The organism is Streptomyces sp. SS8, from assembly GCF_054072955.1.
In genome coordinates this window covers 240,578-260,795 of record NZ_JBSVCZ010000003.1, presented here as the reverse complement: position 1 = coordinate 260,795, position 20,218 = coordinate 240,578, and the positions used below count along the sequence as shown (strand labels likewise).

General features: G+C 72.9%; 20 protein-coding genes. 5 read left to right on the top strand and 15 right to left on the bottom strand.

Features of this window, described 5'->3' with window-relative positions; translation table 11 throughout:
• Positions 1 to 82 precede the first annotated feature (82 nt).
• Positions 83 to 1,183, top strand: coding sequence for a citrate synthase 2 (locus tag ACW69E_RS05145; protein WP_457496968.1), 1,101 nt, complete (start codon positions 83 to 85; stop codon positions 1,181 to 1,183).
• A gap of 132 nt (positions 1,184 to 1,315) precedes the next feature.
• On the opposite strand, the gene ACW69E_RS05140 is transcribed toward ACW69E_RS05145, so the two are convergent.
• The 3 genes from ACW69E_RS05140 to ACW69E_RS05130 all read right to left on the bottom strand — a co-directional run bounded on the left by ACW69E_RS05140 (position 1,316) and on the right by ACW69E_RS05130 (position 5,341).
• Positions 1,316 to 2,470: a phospholipase D-like domain-containing protein gene (locus tag ACW69E_RS05140; protein ID WP_457496967.1), complete on the bottom strand. Its 1,155-nt coding sequence runs from the start codon at positions 2,468 to 2,470 to the stop codon at positions 1,316 to 1,318.
• A gap of 40 nt (positions 2,471 to 2,510) precedes the next feature.
• A complete protein-coding gene (locus ACW69E_RS05135) occupies positions 2,511 to 3,254 on the bottom strand; it encodes a S1 family peptidase (protein WP_457496966.1) in 744 nt (247 codons plus the stop codon).
• 515 nt (positions 3,255 to 3,769) lie between these two features.
• Positions 3,770 to 5,341, bottom strand: coding sequence for an alpha/beta fold hydrolase (locus ACW69E_RS05130; protein WP_457496965.1), 1,572 nt, complete (start codon positions 5,339 to 5,341; stop codon positions 3,770 to 3,772).
• A gap of 214 nt (positions 5,342 to 5,555) precedes the next feature.
• Here ACW69E_RS05130 and ACW69E_RS05125 point away from each other — a divergent pair, with 214 nt between their 5' ends.
• On the top strand, positions 5,556 to 6,128 hold the full coding sequence (locus ACW69E_RS05125) for a hypothetical protein (protein WP_457496964.1): 573 nt from the start codon (positions 5,556 to 5,558) through the stop codon (positions 6,126 to 6,128).
• A 265-nt stretch (positions 6,129 to 6,393) separates the two neighbouring features.
• Here the strand turns inward: ACW69E_RS05125 and ACW69E_RS05120 are convergent, their stop codons facing one another.
• Complete coding sequence (locus ACW69E_RS05120) at positions 6,394 to 9,294, bottom strand: FAD-binding and (Fe-S)-binding domain-containing protein (protein ID WP_457496963.1); 2,901 nt, start codon at positions 9,292 to 9,294, stop codon at positions 6,394 to 6,396.
• Between the two features lie 159 nt (positions 9,295 to 9,453).
• Between ACW69E_RS05120 and serC the strand changes: the two genes are divergently transcribed.
• The gene (gene serC / locus ACW69E_RS05115) at positions 9,454 to 10,572 is read left to right on the top strand and encodes a phosphoserine transaminase (RefSeq protein ID WP_457496962.1); all 1,119 of its coding nucleotides are present in this window, start codon (positions 9,454 to 9,456) and stop codon (positions 10,570 to 10,572) included.
• 111 nt (positions 10,573 to 10,683) lie between these two features.
• Here serC and ACW69E_RS05110 read toward each other — a convergent pair whose 3' ends face one another.
• The 9 genes from ACW69E_RS05110 to ACW69E_RS05070 form a co-directional block, all read right to left on the bottom strand.
• Entirely contained in the window at positions 10,684 to 11,001 is a 318-nt protein-coding gene (locus ACW69E_RS05110) for a MazG-like family protein (protein WP_457496961.1), read from the bottom strand.
• A gap of 10 nt (positions 11,002 to 11,011) precedes the next feature.
• Positions 11,012 to 12,115, bottom strand: a complete 1,104-nt coding sequence (locus ACW69E_RS05105; protein ID WP_457496960.1) for a methyltransferase domain-containing protein — start codon at positions 12,113 to 12,115, stop codon at positions 11,012 to 11,014.
• Positions 12,112 to 13,089, bottom strand: coding sequence for an ATP-grasp ribosomal peptide maturase (gene tgmB, locus ACW69E_RS05100; protein WP_457496959.1), 978 nt, complete (start codon positions 13,087 to 13,089; stop codon positions 12,112 to 12,114). The genes ACW69E_RS05105 and tgmB overlap by 4 nt, the downstream gene beginning before the upstream one ends.
• Complete coding sequence (gene tgmA / locus ACW69E_RS05095; protein WP_457496958.1) at positions 13,089 to 13,334, bottom strand: putative ATP-grasp-modified RiPP; 246 nt, start codon at positions 13,332 to 13,334, stop codon at positions 13,089 to 13,091. Before tgmA ends, tgmB begins: the two co-directional genes overlap by 1 nt.
• Before the next feature lie 129 nt (positions 13,335 to 13,463).
• On the bottom strand, positions 13,464 to 13,910 hold the full coding sequence (locus tag ACW69E_RS05090) for a roadblock/LC7 domain-containing protein (protein WP_457496957.1): 447 nt from the start codon (positions 13,908 to 13,910) through the stop codon (positions 13,464 to 13,466).
• A gap of 119 nt (positions 13,911 to 14,029) precedes the next feature.
• Complete coding sequence (locus tag ACW69E_RS05085; protein WP_457496956.1) at positions 14,030 to 14,521, bottom strand: hypothetical protein; 492 nt, start codon at positions 14,519 to 14,521, stop codon at positions 14,030 to 14,032.
• 62 nt (positions 14,522 to 14,583) lie between these two features.
• Complete coding sequence (locus ACW69E_RS05080) at positions 14,584 to 14,760, bottom strand: hypothetical protein (protein ID WP_457496955.1); 177 nt, start codon at positions 14,758 to 14,760, stop codon at positions 14,584 to 14,586.
• Positions 14,750 to 15,184, bottom strand: a complete 435-nt coding sequence (locus ACW69E_RS05075; RefSeq protein ID WP_457496954.1) for a hypothetical protein — start codon at positions 15,182 to 15,184, stop codon at positions 14,750 to 14,752. Before ACW69E_RS05075 ends, ACW69E_RS05080 begins: the two co-directional genes overlap by 11 nt.
• 315 nt (positions 15,185 to 15,499) lie before the next feature.
• Entirely contained in the window at positions 15,500 to 16,738 is a 1,239-nt protein-coding gene (locus tag ACW69E_RS05070; RefSeq protein ID WP_457496953.1) for a helix-turn-helix domain-containing protein, read from the bottom strand.
• Between the two features lie 250 nt (positions 16,739 to 16,988).
• Between ACW69E_RS05070 and ACW69E_RS05065 the strand changes: the two genes are divergently transcribed.
• On the top strand, positions 16,989 to 17,381 hold the full coding sequence (locus ACW69E_RS05065) for a pyridoxamine 5'-phosphate oxidase family protein (RefSeq protein WP_101258814.1): 393 nt from the start codon (positions 16,989 to 16,991) through the stop codon (positions 17,379 to 17,381).
• A 53-nt stretch (positions 17,382 to 17,434) separates the two neighbouring features.
• On the opposite strand, the gene ACW69E_RS05060 is transcribed toward ACW69E_RS05065, so the two are convergent.
• Both ACW69E_RS05060 and ACW69E_RS05055 read right to left on the bottom strand, forming a co-directional pair.
• On the bottom strand, positions 17,435 to 18,280 hold the full coding sequence (locus tag ACW69E_RS05060; RefSeq protein ID WP_457496999.1) for an ABC transporter permease: 846 nt from the start codon (positions 18,278 to 18,280) through the stop codon (positions 17,435 to 17,437).
• A gap of 5 nt (positions 18,281 to 18,285) precedes the next feature.
• Positions 18,286 to 19,290: an ATP-binding cassette domain-containing protein gene (locus ACW69E_RS05055; RefSeq protein ID WP_457496952.1), complete on the bottom strand. Its 1,005-nt coding sequence runs from the start codon at positions 19,288 to 19,290 to the stop codon at positions 18,286 to 18,288.
• 88 nt (positions 19,291 to 19,378) lie between these two features.
• Between ACW69E_RS05055 and ACW69E_RS05050 the strand changes: the two genes are divergently transcribed.
• Positions 19,379 to 20,161 (top strand): TetR/AcrR family transcriptional regulator, encoded by a 783-nt coding sequence (locus ACW69E_RS05050; protein ID WP_457496951.1) that lies wholly within the window; start codon positions 19,379 to 19,381, stop codon positions 20,159 to 20,161.
• The last annotated feature ends 57 nt before the right edge of the window (positions 20,162 to 20,218 follow it).

Genomic DNA, 20,218 nt, shown 5'->3' with positions numbered 1-20,218 from the left:
CGCAGGCACACCCTCAGAGAGCCGACCGGCCCACTGGGGTGCCCGCCGTCCTCCTACCGAACCACATACGAGGAGCCGCCAGATGTCCGACTTCGTACCCGGACTCGAGGGAGTCGTCGCGTTCGAGACGGAGATCGCCGAGCCCGACAAGGAGGGCGGCGCCCTCCGCTACCGGGGTGTGGACATCGAGGACCTGGTGGGCCACGTCTCCTTCGAGAACGTGTGGGGCCTGCTGGTGGACGGCGGCTTCACCCCCGGCCTGCCCCCGGCCGAGCCCTTCCCCATCCCGGTCCACTCGGGTGACATCCGGGTGGACGTGCAGTCCGCGCTGGCGATGCTCGCGCCCGTGTGGGGCCTGCGCCCGCTCCTGGACATCGATGAGCGCCAAGCCCGCGACGACCTGGCGCGGGCCGCGGTGATGGCGCTGTCGTACGTCGCCCAGTCGGCGCGCGGCCAGGGGCTGCCGATGGTGCCGCAGCGGGAGATCGACAAGGCCGAGACCGTCGTGGAGCGCTTCATGCGCCGCTGGCGGGGCGAGCCCGACCCCAAGCACGTCGCGGCCGTGGACGCCTACTGGACGTCGGCCGCCGAGCACGGCATGAACGCCTCCACCTTCACCGCCCGCGTCATCGCCTCCACCGGCGCGGACGTGGCGGCGGCGCTGTCGGGTGCGGTGGGCGCGATGTCCGGCCCGCTGCACGGCGGCGCGCCCTCGCGCGTGCTGGGCATGATCGAGGAGATCGAGCGGACCGGTGACGCCCGGGCGTACGTGAAGGGCGCCCTGGACCGCGGCGAGCGCCTGATGGGCTTCGGCCACCGCGTCTACCGCGCCGAGGACCCGCGCGCCCGGGTGCTGCGCCGTACCGCCAGGGAGCTGGGCGCGCCGCGCTTCGAGGTCGCCGAGGCCCTGGAGAAGGCGGCGCTGGAGGAGCTGCACAACCGGCGTCCGGACCGGGTGCTGGCCACCAACGTGGAGTTCTGGGCGGCGATCGTGCTGGACTTCGCCGAGGTCCCGGCGCACATGTTCACCTCGATGTTCAGCTGCGCCCGCACCGCCGGCTGGTCGGCGCACATCCTGGAGCAGAAGCGCACCGGCCGCCTGGTGCGCCCCTCCGCGCGCTACGTGGGCCCGGGCCCGCGCAGTGTGCGGGAGATCGAGGGCTACGCCGAGATCGCCCGCTGAGGCCCCCGTCCGTACGGACACCGCTCCGGCCCCGGCACGACAGGATGTCGCGCCGGGGCCGGAGCGCGCCGCCCCGCTCGCCGTGAGGGTGCCGGACGCCGCGCGGGCCGCGTGTGCCCCGCGTCCCGGCGGTCAGGTGACCGGAGCGGCAGCGGCGCGCATGCCGAGGAAGTTCGCCCGGTAGGCGTCGTGGGCCGCGGCGCCCTCCAGTCGCAGCATGGCCTCGTCGTTCTCGCGCAGGGAGGAGTGGTCCAGGTTGTGCGAGCCGGTGAAGGTCCACTTGGTGTCGGGATGCCCGGCGTAGTTGCCCTCGATCGTGAGGTACTTGGAGTGCACCAGGTACCCGTCGGAGGTATTGAGGCGGTAGAGCTTGAGCCTGGGGTGCCCCCGCATGATCCCGGTGTCGTTGCTGTCGGCGTAGACCACCTCCACCCAGCAGTCCTGGTCCGCCAGCGCCCGGAGTTTGCGTGCCACCGCGTCCCGGTGCAGGGCGAAGGCGCTGACGCGGACCACCGTCTTGTGGGACGCCGAGCCCACCGAGGTGTTGCCCGTGCAGGTCACGTTGTCCAGCACGTCGACCACCACGTCGCCGGCGGCCTGCGGGAAGAAGTAGTACTTCTCCGTTCCCACCTTGCCCTGCCGGAAGTAGTCGCCGTCCTTGCGCATGGCTGCCAGGTCGTTGAAGTACGACACGTAGGCCGAGTAGAGGCCGGTGTTGCCGACGACCGTGTAGGCGTTGTTCCAGTACTTCTCCACGTTGAGGGAGGTCTGGTTGGCGGATGTCTGGATCACCACGTCCTCCGCCTCACCCGCGCCGCCGATCCGGGAGAAGGTGAAGAACTTGTTGTGGTTGATCGGGTTCACGTCCGCGGGGGCGTCGGCGATACAGGCACGCCCCTCGGTGCACACCCGCACCCACGAGCCGCCCGAGGTGTCGCCGCCGAGCGCGGTCCGCACGCTCCGGGCGGCGGGCCGGTCCGCGTACTTGGAGTCCAGTACGACCCTGACCTGTATCCCCCGGTTGTGCGCCGCGATCAGCGCGTCCGCGTAGTCCTGGTCGTTCAGCGCGTACAGGGCGGCACGGATGGTCCGTCCACTCTGTGTGGCGTTGATCGCGCCGATGATGTGGTCCTTGACCGCGTTCTTCCGGGCCGTGGTGCCCCGGGGATCGTTGAAGACCGCTCCGGTGGTGACGGAGGCGGCGGCCTCCCCGGCCGCGGACGCGGTGCCCGCCGGCGCCAGCAGGGTGCCGAGCAGCAGGGCCGCCGTGACGATGCGTCTGATCATGGGGTCGTCCTTCCTGGTCCGTGGTCCGGCCGCGGGCCGGTCAGAAGTCCCTCATCACGTTCTGGATCCAGGTGAGGCTGGTGGGCGTGCTCGCGAAGACGAAGTTGGAGTCGTCGGGGCAGTACTGGGTGCCCCCGGAGACGACTCCCACCTGGTAGCGCTTCCCGTCCACGAGTTTGAACAGCGGTCCGCCCGAGTCCCCGTTGCAGGTACGTCCGTTGAGTCCCGATGTGCGAATGGCCCTGCCGCCGCGGACGTCCGTGGAGTCGATGCTCTCGACCCGCATGGTGGCGCGCTTCAGCACGGTGCTGGGAGCACAGGTGGCGCAGGTCCGGCCCCAGCCGAACACGTAGGTGGTGGCACCGACTACGGGGTTGGCGGTGGCGAGGCGGACCGGCTCGGCGTTCGCGGAGCGGTTGAGCTTCAGCATCGCGATGTCGTGGTTGATCCTGACCTTGGAGTCGGAGATCGCCACGACGCCTCCGCCGCTGGTGCGGTTCAGGCTCTTGACCCGGACCGTGAGCTGGGAGTCGGGAATCCTGGTGCCGCTCCTGTCGTACAGGCAGTGTCTGGCGGTCAGCACCCACCGGTTGTCGACGATCGAGCCGGAACACTGGAAGTTCCCGTTGCGGTGGAGGGCCGCCATGCCCCTGGAGGAGTCGGCGTTCTCCCCTCCGATGATGCCCTCGGGGCCGCCCTTGCCGACCACTCCGGCCTTGGCCGCCGACACGCCGGGGGCCGGAGCGGAGTCCGCGGCGGCCGGACCGGCAAACCCCAGAGCCAAAGATATGACGGAGACGAGAGAAACGAGGAATCTTCCCGCTGCCTTTGAACGCAACTGTTCTCCTTCGTGGAAAAAACAAGTCCCCGGGACAGTATCTTCGAACACAAATCCCAGCAATCGGTTTTCCGCCATGGCGAACGAGATGGTGGCGAGTCCGCAGAATGGCGAAAAAACCGCCAAGGGTCGGCATACGGAACTTTCCGCAGACTCGCGAGCAGGGACTTCATCCCATTTGAAGGGAGACCGACAAGCCGGCGGGCTCTCCAGAGCTTTCATCGGCGGGCTTTCCGGAACACCTGCTTCCGAAAACCGGAACCGACGGGCATCCGATTCCCGGAAGCGGCCCGCCGGGCCGACGACCCCGGAACGCACCGCCGCCGACTCCGCCCGTTCCGTTCCGTTCCGTTCGGAGCGGTTTTCCGGGAAACGGTGTACGGCTGTCGCCACATGAAGCGGACGGCCTCACCCCGCCGGGAGGGGCGGGGTGAGGCCGTCGGGCGCCGGGCCGGCCGGACTCAGTCGCGCACGGGGATCTCGGCGTACGAGGGGTCGCCCGCGGGCGAGGAGAAGGCGAGCTTCGCCCCGAACGGGTTGTGCTCGGCGTAGAGCGGGTCGACGGTGTCGATCACCAGGGCGAGCCGGTGCCCGGCCGGGACGTCGTAGGCGGTCGAGAACAGCTCCAGGTCCACGCCGAACGCCTCGCCCGGCGTCCTGCCGTGGAAGCTGAACGGCGCGTGAGTGACCAGCCTGCCCACGCCCAGCGGTCCCACGTCGTAGAGGTGGGCGACGAAGGTGCCGCTGGACTTGTTGGAGGTCACCGTCGTGTGCAGCTTCACCGTGCCCCGGACCTGCCGGGCGGTGGCGTACCGCTCGGACTTCCAGACCGCGGAGTACCAGTCGGGCAGCAGCGGGATCGAGACCGTCGGCGGGAGGCCGGTGAGCTGGTCGAAGATGCTGGAGAGGAAGACCGTGCCGCCGTTCGCGCCGGAGTCCACGTTCGCCAGGACGCGCTCGGTGTCGTTCAGCACGATCCGCTCGGCGCCCGAGGGCACGGACTTCCAGTCGGGGTAGCCCTCCTGGTCGCCCTGGCGGTCGGTGAGCTGGACGGGCCGCTCGCGGTCGACGCCGTTGTCCTCGCCCTTGAGGTGGTGGTCGAGCCAGCGCTCGGCGCTGTTCCACACGTCGTTGGGCAGGCCCAGCAGGCCGGGCATCTCGGGGGTGGCGTGGTCGCCGTGCCGGAACTCCAGGCGCTTGGGGCCGGTCAGCTTCTCGTAGAAGTCGGCGTACTGGTTGGGCGGGAAGATCGAGTCGCCCCAGGCGTTGCCCAGCATGATCGCGGGACCGTTGGCGTTGATCCGGTCGATGTGGGTGGCGGCGGAGCGCTTCTTCCCCCAGGCGATCATGTCGCCCTCCTTCTCCAGGTCGGAGGCGAGGAAGCCGGAGATGATCTCCTTGAACTCGTCGCTGGGGCGGCCGGTTAGGTAGCCGGCGCCGGTGAGGAAGGTGGCCGCCTGGGTGTGCTGGGTGCGGCCGCTGTAGATGGAGCCGACCAGATCGGCCCAGCCGCTCATGGCGACCACGGCCCTGATCCGGTCGTCGTGGGCGGAGGCCAGCAGGCTGATGCCCGCGCCGTAGGAGATGCCGGCCATGCCGATCCGCTCGGGGTCGGCGGGGGTGTTGGCCAGCGCCCAGTCGATGGCCTTCGAGGCGTCGGCGACGTCGGGCGGGCCTGCGACCTCGATCTCGCCGCCGGACTGCCAGAAGCCGCGCGAGTTGTAGCTGAGCACCACGTAGCCGGAGTCGGCGAGCTTCTTCGCCTGGGCGAGGTACTCGACCTGCGGCATGGACCAGCTGGTGGGGAGCACGACGAGCGGGTAGCGGCGCTCACCGTCCGCGTCGCCGGGCACGACGACGTTGGCGGCCAGCGGCGTACCGCCGTCGCCGGGTATCTCGACGAAGCGGACGGTGGACGAGGCGGTCGTGCCGTGGGCGGCGGTGACCGGGCCGGCGACGGTCCCGGCCAGCACCGCGGCCGAGACGGCGGCGACGGCGGTGGACGTGCGCAGACGCCTGCGAGGGTGTCCCATGGGCCCTCTTCCTGAGTCGTGCCGCCGGCGTGGGGGCCGGCGGGCGTGTGGGGAAGGTGACCTGAGACTAGACGCGGGGCTTACCGGTGGTAACCCGTCAGTAAGTTACGCATCCGTAACTTTCCCTGCCCCCGTCGCGCCTCTCGTCGCACCATCGGGCGAACGTCGACCGGTTCCGTCCGCCGTACGGGCGCCGCCGCCATAGATTGCCCGGATGCTCACCGCGTACATCGACGAGTCCATGCGCCGCCGCCGAGGAGAGGCCTCCTGCGTCTACGTGCTGGCCGCGGTTCTGGTGCCGGACGACGCGGAGAGCACCGTGAGAGCGACGATGGAAGGGCTGCGCCACGGCCGTTCCCGTGTGGTCCACTGGCGCAAGGAACGCCCCGAACGCAGGACGCTGATCGCCTCCGCGATCGCCGGACTGCCGGTCACCGGGCTGGTCGCCGTGTGCTTGCACGATGCCGAGGTCCGAAGCGAACGGGCCCGGCGACGTTGTCTGCTCCGGCTTCTCGACGGACTGGCACGCCGGGACGTGGAACGCGTGATCTTCGAAACCCGGCACGAACAGGATGCCGCCGACCGTGCGGTGATCACCAGCCTGCGCAAGGCGAAAGTCGTCACCGATGCCATGTCACTGACGTGGGAGGACCCCGGTGCGTGGTTCGCGGGCCTGTGGGTCGCCGACTGCGTCGCCGGAGCGGTGTCCTGGTGGCTGGACGGCCACGGCGCGCACTGGTCACTGCTCGAGGAGCAGGTGACGCTGGTCGACGTGGAAGCGGACTGATCCGGCCCCACAGCGCAAACGCCGGGCTCCCGACCTCCATCGGGTGGTCCCGGCGTCACTTCCAGGCCCCAGGGGACCTGGCAGATCCAGTATGCGCCCGCCCTGCGGCAGCGTCCAGCGGCAGCGGACACCGTCACCCTCAGGTGTGGTGTTCACTGCCGCCGGACGCCGTCGACCGGTTCCGTCCGCCGTACGGGCGCCGCCGGGCAGAGGCCCCGCCGCCTCACCGCCCCGGCCGCTCCTGCGGCCGCTTCCCCTACGGCGGTCAGTCCAGCGCCTCGGCCAGCACCTCCGCCAGGTGGCGGGCGCGGTACCCGCCGAGCTGGGCGAGCTGGGTGCGGCAGGAGTAGCCGTCGGCCAGCAGCTCCGTGCCCGGCTCGGCGCCGCGCACCGCCGGCAGCAGCTTCTCCTCCGCGCAGGCGGCCGATACCTCGAAGTGCCCTTTCTCGAAGCCGAAGTTGCCCGCCAGTCCGCAGCAGCCGTCGCTGAGCCCGCCGGTCAGCCCGGCCCTCTCCCGCAACCGCCGCTCCGCCGCGTCGCCCAGCACGGCGTGCTGGTGGCAGTGGGTCTGGCCGGCCACCGGGCGGCCGATCCGCGGCGGGGTCCAGTCGGGGGCGTACTCCTCCAGGGCCTGCGCGAAGGTGCGCACGAGGGCGGCCAGCCGCTCGGCGCGCGGGTCGTCCGGCAGCAGCTCGGGGGCGTCGGTGCGCAGCGCCGCCGCGCACGGCGGCTCCAGCACGACCACCGGGACCCCCGCCTCCAGTACGGGCTCCAGCCGGTCCAGGGTGCGGCGCAGCACACGGCGGGCGCCGTCGAGCTGTCCGGTGGAGATCCAGGTCAGACCGCAGCAGACCCGGTCCGCGCCCGGCGGCGGGACCACCTCCAGCCCGGCCGCCTCCAGCACCCGTACGGCGGCGGTGCCCGCCTCGGGGGAGAGGTGGTTGGTGAAGGTGTCCGGCCACAGCACGACCCGTCGGCCACCGGGCCCGGGACGCGCCGGGCGCTTCCGGCTGTACGCGCGCCACCGGCGCGTGAAGGGGGCGCGCGGCAGCGGCGGGATCTCCCGCTCCGGGGCAATCCCGCCCAGCCGTTTGGCCAGGGCCGCGAGCGGGGTGCGCGCCAGGGCGTTCAGCAGCGGCGCGGTGCGGGTGGCGGCCACCGCCCGCAGCCACAGCGGCAGCCGTCCCATCGAGTAGTGGGCCATCGGACGGCGGCGGCCCGCGTAGTGGTGGTGCAGGAACTCCGCCTTGTAGGTCGCCATGTCCACCCCCACCGGGCAGTCCCTGCGGCAGCCCTTGCACGACAGGCACAGATCCAGCGCCTCGCGGACCTCCTCGGAGCGCCAGCCGTCGGTGACCACCTCGCCCGCGAGCATCTCGTGCAGCAGCCGTGCCCGGCCGCGCGTGGAGTGCCTCTCCTCCCCCGTCGCCCGGTAGGAGGGGCACATCACACCCGGACTCCCGGCCGGATTGCGGCACTTGGCCACCCCCACGCAGCGCCGTACCGCCGCGGAGAAGTCGCCGCCGTCCTCCGGGTAGCCGTAGACGACGGGCAGCGGTTCGCGCGGCAGCGGCGCGAACCGCAGGTTCTCGTCCAGGCGGTGGGGACGCACCAGCATGCCGGGGTTGAGGCCGCCGTCCGGGTCCCACAGGTCCTTGAACCGGCCGAACAGCTCCACCGTCTCCCGCCCGTACATGCGCGGCAGCAGCTCGGCGCGCGCCTGCCCGTCGCCGTGCTCGCCCGACAGCGAGCCGCCGTGCGCGACCACCAGATCGGCCAGGTCGCCGGAGAAGCGGCGGAAGCGGGCGATGCCCTCCTCCGCGATCAGGTCGAAGTCGATGCGCACATGGATGCAGCCGTCGCCGAAGTGCCCGTACGGCAGCCCGCGCAGCCCGTGTTCGGACAGCAGCGCGCGGAAGTCCCGCAGATACGCGCCCAGCCGGGCGGGCGGGACCGCGCAGTCCTCCCAGCCGGGCCACGCCTCGCTGCCGTCGGGCATGCGGGTGGCGGTGCCGGAGGCGTCCTCGCGCACCCGCCACAGGGCGCGCTGCCCGGCCGGGTCGGTGACCAGCGCGTGGTCGGCCGCATCCTCCGCGGCCGCCCGGCACAGCCGCTCGGCCGCCGCCCGCGCCCCGTCCGCGTCCGCGCCGCCGACCTCGACGAACAGCCACGCACCGCCCCGGGGCAGCATCGCCCGCTCGGCCTCGGGGACCAGATCGCTCGCCATGCCCTCCACCGTCAGCGGGCGGTGCGGGAGGAGGGTGACGGCCGCCTCGGCCGCCGCGCTCTCGTCCGCGTATCCCAGCACCGCCAGCACCCGTGCGCCGGGCCGCTCCACCAGCCCCACCGTGGCGGACGTGACCACCCCGAGGGTGCCCTCGCTGCCGGTGAACGCCCGCGCCCAGTCCTCGCCCCGCTCGGGCAGCAGCGCGTCCAGGGCGTAGCCGGAGATACGGCGCGGCAGTTCGGGGAAGCCGGTGCGCAGCCGGGCGAGTTCCCCGCCCACCAGCGCCCGTGCCCCGGCGCGCAGCCGCTCGGGCACACCGTCCCCGCCGGGCGCGAGCCGGGCCCGCTCGCCGCCGTAGGTGAGCACCTCCAGCTCCCGGACGTTGTCGGCGGTCGTCCCCCAGGCCACCGAGTGGGAGCCGCAGGAGTTGTTGCCGATCATCCCGCCGAGCGTGCAGCGGCTGTGGGTGGAGGGGTCGGGGCCGAAGGTCAGCCCGTGGGCGCCGGCCGCGCGGCACAACTCGTCCAGGACCACGCCCGGCTGGACGACGGCGGTACGCGCCCCGGGGTCGAGCGAGAGGACGGCGTCCATGTGGCGGGTGAAGTCCAGCACCACCCCCGTGCCCGTCGCCTGCCCGGCGATGGACGTGCCCCCGCCGCGCGGCACCACCGGCACCCCCGTCTCCCGGCACACCTCCAGCGCCGCCGCCACGTCGCCGGCGTCGCGCGGCGCGACCACCGCCAGCGGCACCCGCCGGTAGTTGGACGCGTCCATCGTCACCAGCGCGCGGGAGCCCGCGTCACCGGCGACCTCCCCCCGTACGGCCGCCCGCAGCGCCCGCACCACCTCCCGCGCCCGCTCGCGCTCCTCCGCCCGTGCCGTACGCTCCGGCGCCGTGCGCGCCTGCTCCCGTGCCGCCCTCGCCTCGTCGTCACCCATGGCACCAGCGTGCATCCCGGCCGGCCCCTTCCGCACCGGTCGCTCCACGGTGTGTCCCGCCGCCTGCCCCACGGCGCGTCCCATCAGCGCGTCCACGGCGCGTCTCGCGGGATGGACGCCTCACGGAGGACAGGGCGGCCACGCACTACCCTTCGGTACGTGGCCGATCTCCAGATTCCCGCAGACATCAAGCCCGCCGACGGACGATTCGGTTCGGGCCCGTCCAAGGTGCGGACGGAGGCGCTGAGCGCCCTGGCCGCCACCGGTACGTCCCTGCTGGGCACCTCACACCGCCAGGCTCCGGTCAAGAACCTCGTCGGCAGGGTGCGCGAGGGAGTGAAGGAGCTCTTCGGTCTTCCGGAGGGCTACGAGGTCGTCCTGGGCAACGGCGGCTCCACCGCCTTCTGGGACATCGCGACCCACGGCCTGATCGAGTCGAAGTCCCAGCACCTGTCCTTCGGCGAGTTCTCCTCGAAGTTCGCCAAGGCCGCGAAGCTCGCCCCCTGGCTGGCCGAGCCGTCCGTGATCTCCTCCGAGCCCGGCACCCACCCGCTGCCGAGCGCCGAGGCGGGCGTGGACGTGTACGCCTACACCCACAACGAGACCTCCACCGGTGTCGCCATGCCGATCAGGCGGGTCGAGGGCGCGGACGAGGGCGCCCTGGTCCTGGTGGACGCCACCTCCGGCGCGGGCGGCCTGCCGGTCGACATCTCCGAGACGGACGTCTACTACTTCGCCCCGCAGAAGTCCTTCGCCGCGGACGGCGGCCTGTGGCTGGGCGTGTTCTCCCCGGCCGCGCTGGAGCGGGCCGAGCGGATCGCCGCGAGCGACCGGCACATCCCGGCCTTCTTCGACCTGCCGACCGCGATCGACAACTCCCGCAAGAACCAGACGTACAACACCCCGGCCGTCGCCACCCTCTTCCTGCTGGCCGACCAGCTGGAGTGGATCAACGGCCAGGGCGGTCTGGACTGGGCCGTCTCCCGTACCGCCGACTCCTCCTCGCGGCTGTACGGCTGGGCGGAGAAGTCCGAGATCGCCACGCCCTTCGTGGCCGACCCCGCCCAGCGCTCCCAGGTCGTCGGCACGATCGACTTCGCCGAGGGCGTGGACGCCTCCGCGATCGCCAAGGTGCTGCGCGCGGGCGGCATCGTGGACACCGAGCCGTACCGCAAGCTGGGCCGCAACCAGCTGCGGGTGGCGATGTTCCCGGCCGTCGAGCCGGCGGACGTCGAGGCGCTGACGGCCTGCGTGGACTACGTCGCCGAGCGCCTCTGAGCCACACGGCGGTAGGTGACTCCCGGCCGCCGGCCGCCGGGACCGCGATGCGGTCCCGGCGGCCGGCGGCGCCGTCTTTCCCGCCGTCCCCGCCTCTCGCGGAGGCGCGGCTCAGCGGAGCGCGTCCCGTGCGGCGACGCGCTCCAGGTTCTCGCGGAACGCCCGCTGCGCGTCCGGGGTGATGGTGCGCAACGCGACCATCGCGGTGAGGACTACGTCGCACAATTCCTTCTGCACGTCGTCCCACGTGTGGCTGTGCCCCTTGCGGGGGTTGGAGCCCATCGCGCCGTGGACGGCCTCGGCGACCTCCCCGGCCTCCTCGCCGATCTTGAGGATGCGCAGCAGCCGGGCCGTCTCCGGTGATGCGGTGCCGTGTTCGTCCAGCCGCTTCACCAGCCGGTCGATCGTCTCCCAGGTCTCGTCGTCCATGCGCGCCGTTCTACCGGATGCCGCCGTCGGTGCCGGAGACGGGCGGCAGATCCCAGCCGGGACCCCGCGGGTCGCCCAGCCACACCCACTGGCGGCCGGAGGTGACGGTGATGCCGAAGGAGTCGCGGGCGGGGGCCGTGTCCGGGAACCACCGGTGCAGTTCCTCCACGGCCTCCCACAGGCGGCGGGGCCCGGCCTGGCGGACAGTGCCGTCGGCGCCGACACGGGCGATCGACCCGTCGGGCGTCCACAGGCCCACGCTCTCCACCGTGCCGTCGTCCTCGCGGTTCCAGGCGCAGAAGCGGTAACCGGGCATGGTCAGGGACAGCGGGAACTCCAGCCGGCGGAGTGCGTCGACCGGAGTGGTGGTACGGGAGGGGCGGGGCTCGGTGTGCTCCAGGCCGGCGAAGTCCGGGGCGACGGCACCCGTGCGGCGGGGCATGAAGTAGGCCCCGCCAGGAAGGAAGGCACCCTCGGCGGCGTCGCCGTGGACGGTCAGGCGGGCGACGCCCCAGCCGATGGGGACCACGATCACTGTTCCCTCTCGGGCCTGCTCGACCCACGGCCACGGCACGGACGGCAGACCGCAGGTGGCGATGATCCGGTCGTACGGGGCCCGGTCGGGAAAGCCCCGCGCGCCGTCGCCGACGTGCACGGCCGGGTGGTGTCCGGCCTCGCCGAGGCGCTGGGCGGCGGCCCCGGTCAGGTCGGGGTCCACGTCCATGGTGGTCACCCGGCTGTCGCCGAGCCGGTGGGAGAGGAGGGCGGCGTTGTAGCCGGTGCCGGTGCCGACTTCCAGCACCCTGTGCCCGTCGGCCACTTCCAGGGCCTGGAGCATCTCCAGCATCAGGCTCGGCTGGCTGGACGACGATGTGGGTGTGCCGTCGGCGATTTGGGTGGTCAGTGCGCGGTCGGAGTAGACGGCCTCCCAGTACCGCGGGTTCTCGGGGGTGATGGTCACCCACCGGCCGTCCTCCGCCTGCTCGTGGAAGGAGGGCACGAACACGTGCCGGGGCACCGTCTCGAATGCGGCCCGCCACGGGTCGCCGGGGGCGGTGAGCCGGTGTGCCAGGGCGGTGCGGAGATCTCGCGCGGGGTCGGCGGGGGCGGTCATGCGGCGGCTCCTTGCAGAAGGTCGGCGTGGGCCTCGGCGATCGGTAACTTGGTGGCGGCGGCGATGAACTGCCACTGCCCGGCGGGGTTGCACTCGAAGAACACCCAGCGGCCGGCCGGGGTGACGGCGAAGTCGAACGCCCCGTAGTTCAGGTGGTAGTGGTCCATGAACCGGCGTACGGACTCGGCCACCTGCTCGGGGACGGGCACGGGTTCGTAGCTCAGCGCGTCGTAGTCGGCGCGCCAGTCCACGCGGGCGGCCTCACTGCCGGCATGGATCGCGGCGGGGAACATCCGGTCGCCGACGACGGTCAGCCGCACCTCGTACTGCTTGGGCACCCACTCCTGGAGCAGGTGCGCGGTCGTCTCCAGCGACTCGTCCAGCTCGTTTCGCTCCACGCGACGGGTGGGCAGCGTCAGCGGCTTCTCACCGGGCCGGTGCAGTGGGGCGGCGGCGATGGGCTTGCACACCAGCGGACCGTCGACCAGGGTGGCCCAACGGCGGGCCCGGACAAGGCTGTTGGTGATCAGGGTGCGGGGCACTGTGAGTCCGGCGTCGGTGGCGGCGACGAGTTGGGCGGGCTTGTGAGCCGCGGCCCGGTAGGTGTCCGGGTGATGCATCCACACCACCGGCAGCGAGGAGAGGACCTGCACCATGCCCACCAGGGCCTGCGCACGCGCCCACTCCCGGTACTCCTCGGCCACCTGCGGCGAGATGCGGGGGAGACCGGGCCGCCGGTAGTAGACGGCCCGGACCTCCTCCAGCCGCGCCACGCGGGCACCGGTGCCCAACTCCCCGCACCAGCCGGGCGCATGGCCGTCGTGCCCGGCCATGAGCGTGATGCGCTGAGGGAAGTCGGCAATGTCGAATCTGGTCACCGGCACCTTCCGGTCGTTGAGGGCCTGAACGACGAGATCGGCGCTCGCGTCCAGGTTCTCGGCGACGACCAGGACGTGCCCGCGCGGCACGGCCATCAGGCGGCTTCGACGTAGTCGGCGGGGAAGGCGTACGGATCGGACGTCTCGTCCGCCGGTCCGTTGGAGTCGTTGTTGGCCGCGGTGCTGGACGCGGCCACCGGGGTGTGGGCCCACAGACGGCCGTCACCCGTCACGTTCACCTGCCGGTCGGGGTCGTAGGTGAACTCCCTCGGGTCGATGGTGATGGTGTACGGGGGCTGGGGGTTGCGAGCGCCGAAAGGCACCGCTGCCGTGGTGGACATCTGTGTTCCTCCTTCTGGTCGTTCCTCGTACGGCCCGCCGGGCGGCGGGCTTGCCGTGCGGCACCGTCGGTGCGATGCCTCACGGAGTCCTTTGCGGGCCCGGGCCCTGTACCGCCGGGAGCGGCGTCATCAGGCCGTCCCCGGACCCGCCGTGGTGCGGGCGGGCGCGGCCAGGTGGGCGCGGACCTGCCTGATCAGGTGCGTCATCTCGTGGCCGACCACGGCAGGGTCGGCGTCGCGGTCGGCGATGACGGCCAGGTGAGCGCGGACGCCGACGGCGCGGACGAACAGCAGGGTGTCGGTGAGTTCCACGATCATCTGCCGTACACCGCGGTCCTGGTGGGGTTCGGGTCCGGTGTCGATGCGGGCGGCGGCGCCTCTGGCCAGGGAGTACAGGCCGCAGACGGTGGCGGCCAGGACGTCGGCGGTGTCGGTGTCGTCCAGACCGTGGGCTGCCCGGATCAGCCCGTCGGAGGTGACCAGTGCCGCGCTGCGGATGCGGGCGTTGCGCTCGACCAGCCCCTGGAGCAGCCATGTCTTCGGGGCTGTGCCGCCGGTGCTCTGTGTGCCGGCCATGGGGTGCCTTCCTCGGGTGCGGGACGGGATGGGGAAGTGGCTTGGTGCCTGCCCCCGGCGGCGGGCCGCAGGGGAGTGGGAACGTCCGTCGCCGGGGGCAGGGGTCTGTGGCGCGGCGCTCACCGGGCGGCCTCCTCCGCCGCGGCGCGGGCGGCGGTGTAGGCGTCCCGCAGGGCGGGCCCGTCGGTGAGTTGCGTGCCGGTGGGGCGCACGATCCAGGAGCGGCCTCCCAGGTGGCGGGGTTCGGCGTAGTCCGGGTGCGGCAGCGGCACCAGCGTGCGGTCGGGCAGGCGCGTGCTGCCGGGGGCGTTCCAGCCGTCCGCCGAGCCGGGTGCGAGGAGGAAGTCCACCCCGAGCGGGGTGGCCAGGACGGGCCCGAGCGGTGCGCGGGCCGTGCGGAGCCGCCGCACCGCCGCGTGCGCGGTGCCGGTGGGGAGGCGTACCACGTCCCAGGCGGGCCCGGTCGGCGCCTCGCCCAGCGCCCCGTGTGCCCAGGCGCGCAGCACGTCCGGGAGGCGGCCGGTGGGCCGCAGCCAGTCCAGTTCCAGGGGGCCGAGGATCAGGTCCGACAGGTCCGCGGCGGTGTGCGTCAGGGTCGGGGTCGGGTTCACGGGGCGTGGTGCCTTCCGATCAGGTGGTACAGGAGTTGTTCCGGATTGGAGGAGGGTGGGCGCTACCGGCCGAGGGCGAGAGCGATCAGCGGCCACAACTGCCAGGCGGCGAACGCGAGAAGGCCGATGACCACGGCGAGAGCGCCAGGGTTGGCCTTGACGGTCAGGTACGCGCAGCCCAGCCGGCCGGGCTGCTCGGTCCTCGCGCTGCCGGGCGTCCGGGGCGCGTCACCGGGCACGGTCGGCCCTCCCGGCCGGCAGCAGTCGCGGCCGGTGCCGGCGGCCGCAGGGAGGTCGGCCGTTGATCTCCGCCAGGGGCAGGAACCGCACCGGGCGGGCCTGCCAGGTCAGGTGCTGGATGCCCGGGTAGAGGGTCAGCGAGCAGGGCTCGCCCCGGCGCAGCCGGGCGCACGCCCGCGCCGAGCCGGGTCCGTCCACCCAGTGGTCCAGCACGTATCCGGCCTGGTGCGGGCCGAGCACTGAGGCCACGGTGCGCGCCCCGGCCCGGATCCACCGGATCGCCGCCTCCGGGCTCAGCGCCGCGTATCCGTCCCGGCGCATGGCCGTTTCCGGCATGCCCACCAGGGTGCTGACCGCCTCGCACCACACCCCCGCCCGAACCAGCGGAGCGGAGTGGGCGGCCTGATCGGCGGGAGCGGTCACCGGGCAGGTGTGCGGGACGGCGGTCGGCAACAGCTTTGGGAGACCGGCCGGTTCAGCGACGAGTTTCTCGGCGGCCTCAGGCCGGGGCAGGGCCGTACTGATGGGCAGAGCTCGACCGATTGTCCCCATGACGGTGGCGATGTCGGCCAGGGCGTCTGTGACGGCTGACGCGGCAGCAGGTGATGCGGTGGGCGAGGTCTGCACAGGAGCCCCCGAAGAGTTTCGGTGATCGGTTCGTCACCGAAAGTAGGACCCCTGTAGCGGAGGAAGGGGCAGGATTCCTGCCCCTCGCACTCCCGTTCAGGTGGCGATCACTCAGGCGGCGAGAACACCGACCTTCACCGCCAGCTCGGAGGCGCGGCGCCGCCGCTCGGGAGACTTCGCCTCGGTCTCCTCCAGGATGATCCGCCGGGCATAGCCGTTGTAGCGGATCGTCTCGGGCGCGTTCTCGTGCGCCTTCTCCAGGGTGGCCAGCGCGGTTTCGGGCTGGCCGTCGAGCTGGTATCCGCGGGCTTCCTCGATGCGGTGCCGGGCTCGGCGCGGGCGGGAGGGGATGCAGCGGGCGTCGGCCCGGGCGGCCTGCCTCACGCTCTCCCCGCCGGCGTGGAGTTCGACGGCGAGGGTGACGGCGTGGGCGCCCATGACGGCGCGGGAGAAGGAGGTGACTGGGTGGTAGTAACCATCGGGCAGGCGCTGGGCGGTGCGGTCGGCCTTGTCCCACCAGCCCCACGCCGCGCCGGTGTCGCCGCGACGGGCGGCGGTGTAGCCGGCTGCGACCTGGAGGGCTCCGGCGATCGCGCGGACGTGGTCGTCCGCGTCGGGCAGTTCGGGCTCGAGGTAGCGCAGGCACTCCATCGTGACGGCGTCGGCGCCATCGTATTGACCGGAGTCGCGGTGGGCCTCGGCGGTAAGCCAGGCCACCATGCCCAGGGCATGAGGGTCCTCCGATTCCTGGGCGGCGACCATGCCGCGTTCGACGACCCGCCACAGCAGCGCGCTGTCGGGCTGGTAAGCCAGGAAGAACTGGCTGAGGCTGTAGACCTCGGCGAGGATGGCCTGGGCGGTGCGCCGTTCGGATGCGGCGTCGGCCTGCCGTACGGCGAGCTGGGCGTCGCGGATCAGGTCAGGCAGTAGAGAGCCGAGGACTTCGCGGTGGTTGGGGGCGGAGTGGCGGGCGGCCCAGGCTCGGTCGAGGCGTGCGCGCAGGTGTGCGGTGCCGGGGGCCTGGCGGTCGGCGTGGGTGAAGTGGAAGGTGTCTACGGCGGCGCGAACCTCGGGCAGGCGGGGGTGGCCGGGGCCGATGAAGAGTGCAGTGGGCATGGACTGGTCCCCGGTCAGGTCGGACAGATCACGGACTCGCAGTACCTCGGCGATCCGCAGAATCATCGACAATGGAGGGGTTTGGATCTCCCCACGCTCGACCTGCTTGAGCCAGCTCGGAGAACGGCCCAGCAGGCCGGCCAGGACGGGTCGGCTCATGCCTCGGCGGGTCCGCAGGATGCGCAGACGCTCTCCGAACGCGACGGGTTCCGGGGTGGCATCGGCGATGGACATAACTCCGCCCCCTTCTCTGGGTAGCTCGTCGTCCACAGCGTATGGGGCGGAGCCGTCTTCGTGTGGGGGTCGGGCCATGGCATGTGAGGGCTGCGGTGCGGGCTCCTGGCAGCCCACCCGCGCATAGTGGTGCCGGGGGCGACGGTGCACTCCGGGGCCGACCGGTCTCTGGCGAGGGCCGGATAGAAACGGGCGGGCCCCGTGGGCCCCGCCCGTTTCCGCGCGGCCCCGGCGAGGTACCCGGCGGCGCATGAGCACTCCGGGCACCGGGCTGAGCCTGTTCGCCGGCGAGCGGCGCGTCTGGCTGGCCACGTACGACCGCGAGGGTGTGCCGGTGGGCACGGCCACCGCGATCGCCGTGGAGGGCGACCGCGCCTATGTGCGCGCCCACGGCCGGTCGGGCACCGCCGAGCGGCTGCGCCGCCGCCCCGAGGCGGAGATCTCCCCCGCCACCCTGGGCGGCACCCCGGCGGGCGCGCCGATGAAGGTGGACGTGCGGCGGCTGTCGGGCCGCGAGGCCCGGCACGCGGCCGGGCGCCTGGCCCGGAAGCACCCCGCGCGGGGCGTGCTGGTGCCGCTGGGCCACCGGCTGATGCTCGACCGGTCGCTGCTGTACGAGCTGCGCCCGGTGGGCGAGCGGTGAGAGCGGCCGGGGGTCCGGCGGCGGACGGCGCGGCCCCGCCCGCCGCCGGTTCGTCAGCCGGAGAGCCGCTGGTAGCGCCGTACCGCCAGGGGCAGGAAGACCGCCGTGATCACCAGCGGCCAGACCACCGCCATCAGCGACGCGTTCTGCTCGATCCAGCTCCCGCCGTCCGGCACGGGGTTGCCGAAGAGGTCGCGCACGGCGTTCGCCGTGGAGGAGACCGGGTTCCACATCGCGATCGCGCCCAGCCAGTCCGGCATCATCGAGGGCGGGGTGAAGACGCTGGAGATCATGCCGAAGGGGAAGGCGAGCGCGAACAGGTTTCCCGCCGCCTCCTGGTTGGGCACGAGCAGCCCGATGAGCACCCCGACCCAGATCAGCGCGAAGCGCAGCAGGAGCAGCAGTCCGAAGGCGTAGAGGGTGGCGAGTGCCCCGCCGTCCGAACGCCAGCCGACCACCAGGGCGATCGCGGCCAGCACCAGCAGGTCCAGCCCGGCGTGGAGCACATCGGAGACACCGCGTCCGGTGACCACCGCCGACGGTGACATGGGCATGGAGCGGAAGCGGTCGGTGATCCCGCGTTCCTTGTCCACCGCGACGGCCATCGCGGTGTTCATGAAGCCGAAGGCCATGGTCATGGTGAACATGCCGGGCAGCGCGTACGACTCGTAGTCGGCCGCGCCCACGTCCATGGCGCTGCCGAAGACGTAGACGAACAGCAGCACCGAGACGATCGGGAAGCCGAGCTGCCAGGCGACGATGGACGGCTGCCGGGCGAGGTGGGTCAGGTCGCGGCGGACGATCGTCCAGCAGTCGGCGAGGGCCCAGTACAGGCGGTTCTCCGGGCCGGACGGGGCTGCGGCCGTGACTGTGGTCGTGGCTGTGGCCGTGGGGTCCATGCCGCTCATGCCGCGTTCTCCTTCTGCTCCGTGGCGGCGCCGGTGGCCGTGTCCGCGCGGTGGCCGGTCAGGCTCAGGAAGACCTCGTCCAGGGTGGGGCGGCGCAGGCCGATGTCCTCCACCCCGACGCCCTCGTCCTGGAGGGTCCGGGCCACCTCCGTGAGCGCGGCCACCCGGTCGGTGACCGGCGCGTGCGCCCGGCGCTCCACGGGGTCGGTGTACGGCTCGGCGCCCCCGTCCGCGACGCGGGCGAGGACCTTGGCGGCGACGGGCAGGTCGGCCGCGTCGTACAGCACCACCTCCACCCGGTCGCCGCCGACGGCGTCCTTGAGGGCGGCCGGGGTGTCGTCGGCGATGCGCACGCCGCGGTCGATCACGGTGACGCGGTCGGCCAGCCGGTCGGCCTCCTCCAGGTACTGCGTGGTGAGCAGCACCGTCGTGCCGCCGGCGACCAGCGAGCGCACCGCCTCCCACACCTCGTTGCGGCTGCGCGGGTCGAGTCCGGTGGTGGGCTCGTCCAGGAAGAGGACCTCGGGGGCGAGGATCATCCCGGCGGCCAGGTCCAGGCGGCGCCGCATGCCGCCGCTGTACGCCTTGAGCGGCTTGTCGGCCGCCTCGGTCAGCGCGAAGCGCTCCAGCAGTTCCCCGGCCCGCTGCCGGGCGCGCCGGGTGCCGAGGTGGAACAGGCGGCCGAACATCTCCAGGTTCTGGCGGCCGGTGAGGATCTCGTCGACCGCCGCGTACTGCCCGGTCAGCCCGATCCGGCGGCGTACTCGGGCGGGCTCGCGGGCCACGTCGTGCCCCGCCACCTCGGCCCGTCCGCCGTCGGGCCGGACGAGTGTGGCAAGGACGCGGACGGCGGTGGTCTTGCCCGCACCGTTGGGGCCGAGCAGGCCGTGCACGGTGCCGCGCCGCACCTCCAGGTCGAAGCCGTCCAGCGCGCGTCCGCCGCCGTACCGCTTCACCAGCCCTTTTGCCAGTACGGCGTACGGGGTCGCGGATGTGGTCATGGTGGCCTCCCTTCGAAACCGAGTACAGCGTACCCGATTACGCGTACACCGTACCCAGTTTTCTGGCGCCCCCGTAGGATGGACCGCGATGACGAGCGAGAACAGCGACCGCGGCTACCTCAGGCGCAGCCTGGACCTCCTGTGGGGCCAGGGCGAGCGCCCCTCCCGCGGTCCCAGGCCGGGCCTGACCCTGGAGCGCATCGCCGCCGCGGGCGTCGCGATCGCCGACGCCGAGGGGATCGACGCGCTCTCCATGCGCCGCGTCGCCGCCGAACTGGGCGTCGGCACGATGTCGCTCTACCGCTACGTGCCGGGCAAGGCCGAGCTGCTGGAGCTGATGATCGACCGCGCCTACCGGGCGATGCCCGGCGACGACGCGCCACGGGACGCCGGCTGGCGCACGGTCCTGCGGTACGTCGCCCACGGCAACTGGCGCATGTACCTGGCCCACCCCTGGCTGCTCCAGACCAACCTGGCCCGGCCCGTCCTCGGCCCCGGCGCCATGGCCGGCTTCGACTACGCCCTCTCCGGCCTGGCCGGCCCGCCCCTCACCGACCAGGAGCGGCTGGGGTTCATCGCCGCCGTGGAAGGCTATGTCGCCGGCTGCGCCCGCACCCACGTCCACGCGGCCCTCGCCGCACGGCAGACCGGCATCAGCGACGAGGAGTTCTGGACCGCACACGGGCCCCTGCTGGAGAAGGCGATGCTCAGCGGCGCGTACCCGCACGTCGCCGCCCTCGCCGAGGACACCTTCGCCGTCCCCGGGGAGCGGCTGTTCGAGTTCGGCCTGGAGCGGCTGCTCGACGGGCTGGCGGCGTTCCTCGCCGCCGCGGAGGGCGGGACCGCCGGGCGGCTGGACGGCGGGGGCTGAGCGGCCGAGCGCGGCTCCGGGCGGCTCCCGGGGTCCAGGGCCCGGAACTCAGGGTCC

Bases quoted from the DNA above. Each gene is read 5' to 3' on its own strand.
- ACW69E_RS05125 (WP_457496964.1), top strand. From the start codon at position 5,556: ATGCTCACCGCGTACATCGACGAGTCCATGCGCCGCCGCCGAGGAGAG.
- ACW69E_RS05065 (WP_101258814.1), top strand. From the start codon at position 16,989: ATGAGCACTCCGGGCACCGGGCTGAGCCTGTTCGCCGGCGAGCGGCGC.
- ACW69E_RS05140 (WP_457496967.1), bottom strand. From the start codon at position 2,470: ATGATCAGACGCATCGTCACGGCGGCCCTGCTGCTCGGCACCCTGCTG.
- ACW69E_RS05120 (WP_457496963.1), bottom strand. From the start codon at position 9,294: ATGGGTGACGACGAGGCGAGGGCGGCACGGGAGCAGGCGCGCACGGCG.
- ACW69E_RS05070 (WP_457496953.1), bottom strand. From the start codon at position 16,738: ATGTCCATCGCCGATGCCACCCCGGAACCCGTCGCGTTCGGAGAGCGT.
- ACW69E_RS05130 (WP_457496965.1), bottom strand. From the start codon at position 5,341: ATGGGACACCCTCGCAGGCGTCTGCGCACGTCCACCGCCGTCGCCGCC.
- ACW69E_RS05145 (WP_457496968.1), top strand. From the start codon at position 83: ATGTCCGACTTCGTACCCGGACTCGAGGGAGTCGTCGCGTTCGAGACG.
- ACW69E_RS05060 (WP_457496999.1), bottom strand. From the start codon at position 18,280: ATGGACCCCACGGCCACAGCCACGACCACAGTCACGGCCGCAGCCCCG.
- tgmB (WP_457496959.1), bottom strand. From the start codon at position 13,089: ATGGCCGTGCCGCGCGGGCACGTCCTGGTCGTCGCCGAGAACCTGGAC.
- ACW69E_RS05055 (WP_457496952.1), bottom strand. From the start codon at position 19,290: ATGACCACATCCGCGACCCCGTACGCCGTACTGGCAAAAGGGCTGGTG.
- ACW69E_RS05110 (WP_457496961.1), bottom strand. From the start codon at position 11,001: ATGGACGACGAGACCTGGGAGACGATCGACCGGCTGGTGAAGCGGCTG.
- ACW69E_RS05090 (WP_457496957.1), bottom strand. From the start codon at position 13,910: ATGGCCGGCACACAGAGCACCGGCGGCACAGCCCCGAAGACATGGCTG.
- ACW69E_RS05050 (WP_457496951.1), top strand. From the start codon at position 19,379: ATGACGAGCGAGAACAGCGACCGCGGCTACCTCAGGCGCAGCCTGGAC.
- ACW69E_RS05105 (WP_457496960.1), bottom strand. From the start codon at position 12,115: ATGACCGCCCCCGCCGACCCCGCGCGAGATCTCCGCACCGCCCTGGCA.
- tgmA (WP_457496958.1), bottom strand. From the start codon at position 13,334: ATGTCCACCACGGCAGCGGTGCCTTTCGGCGCTCGCAACCCCCAGCCC.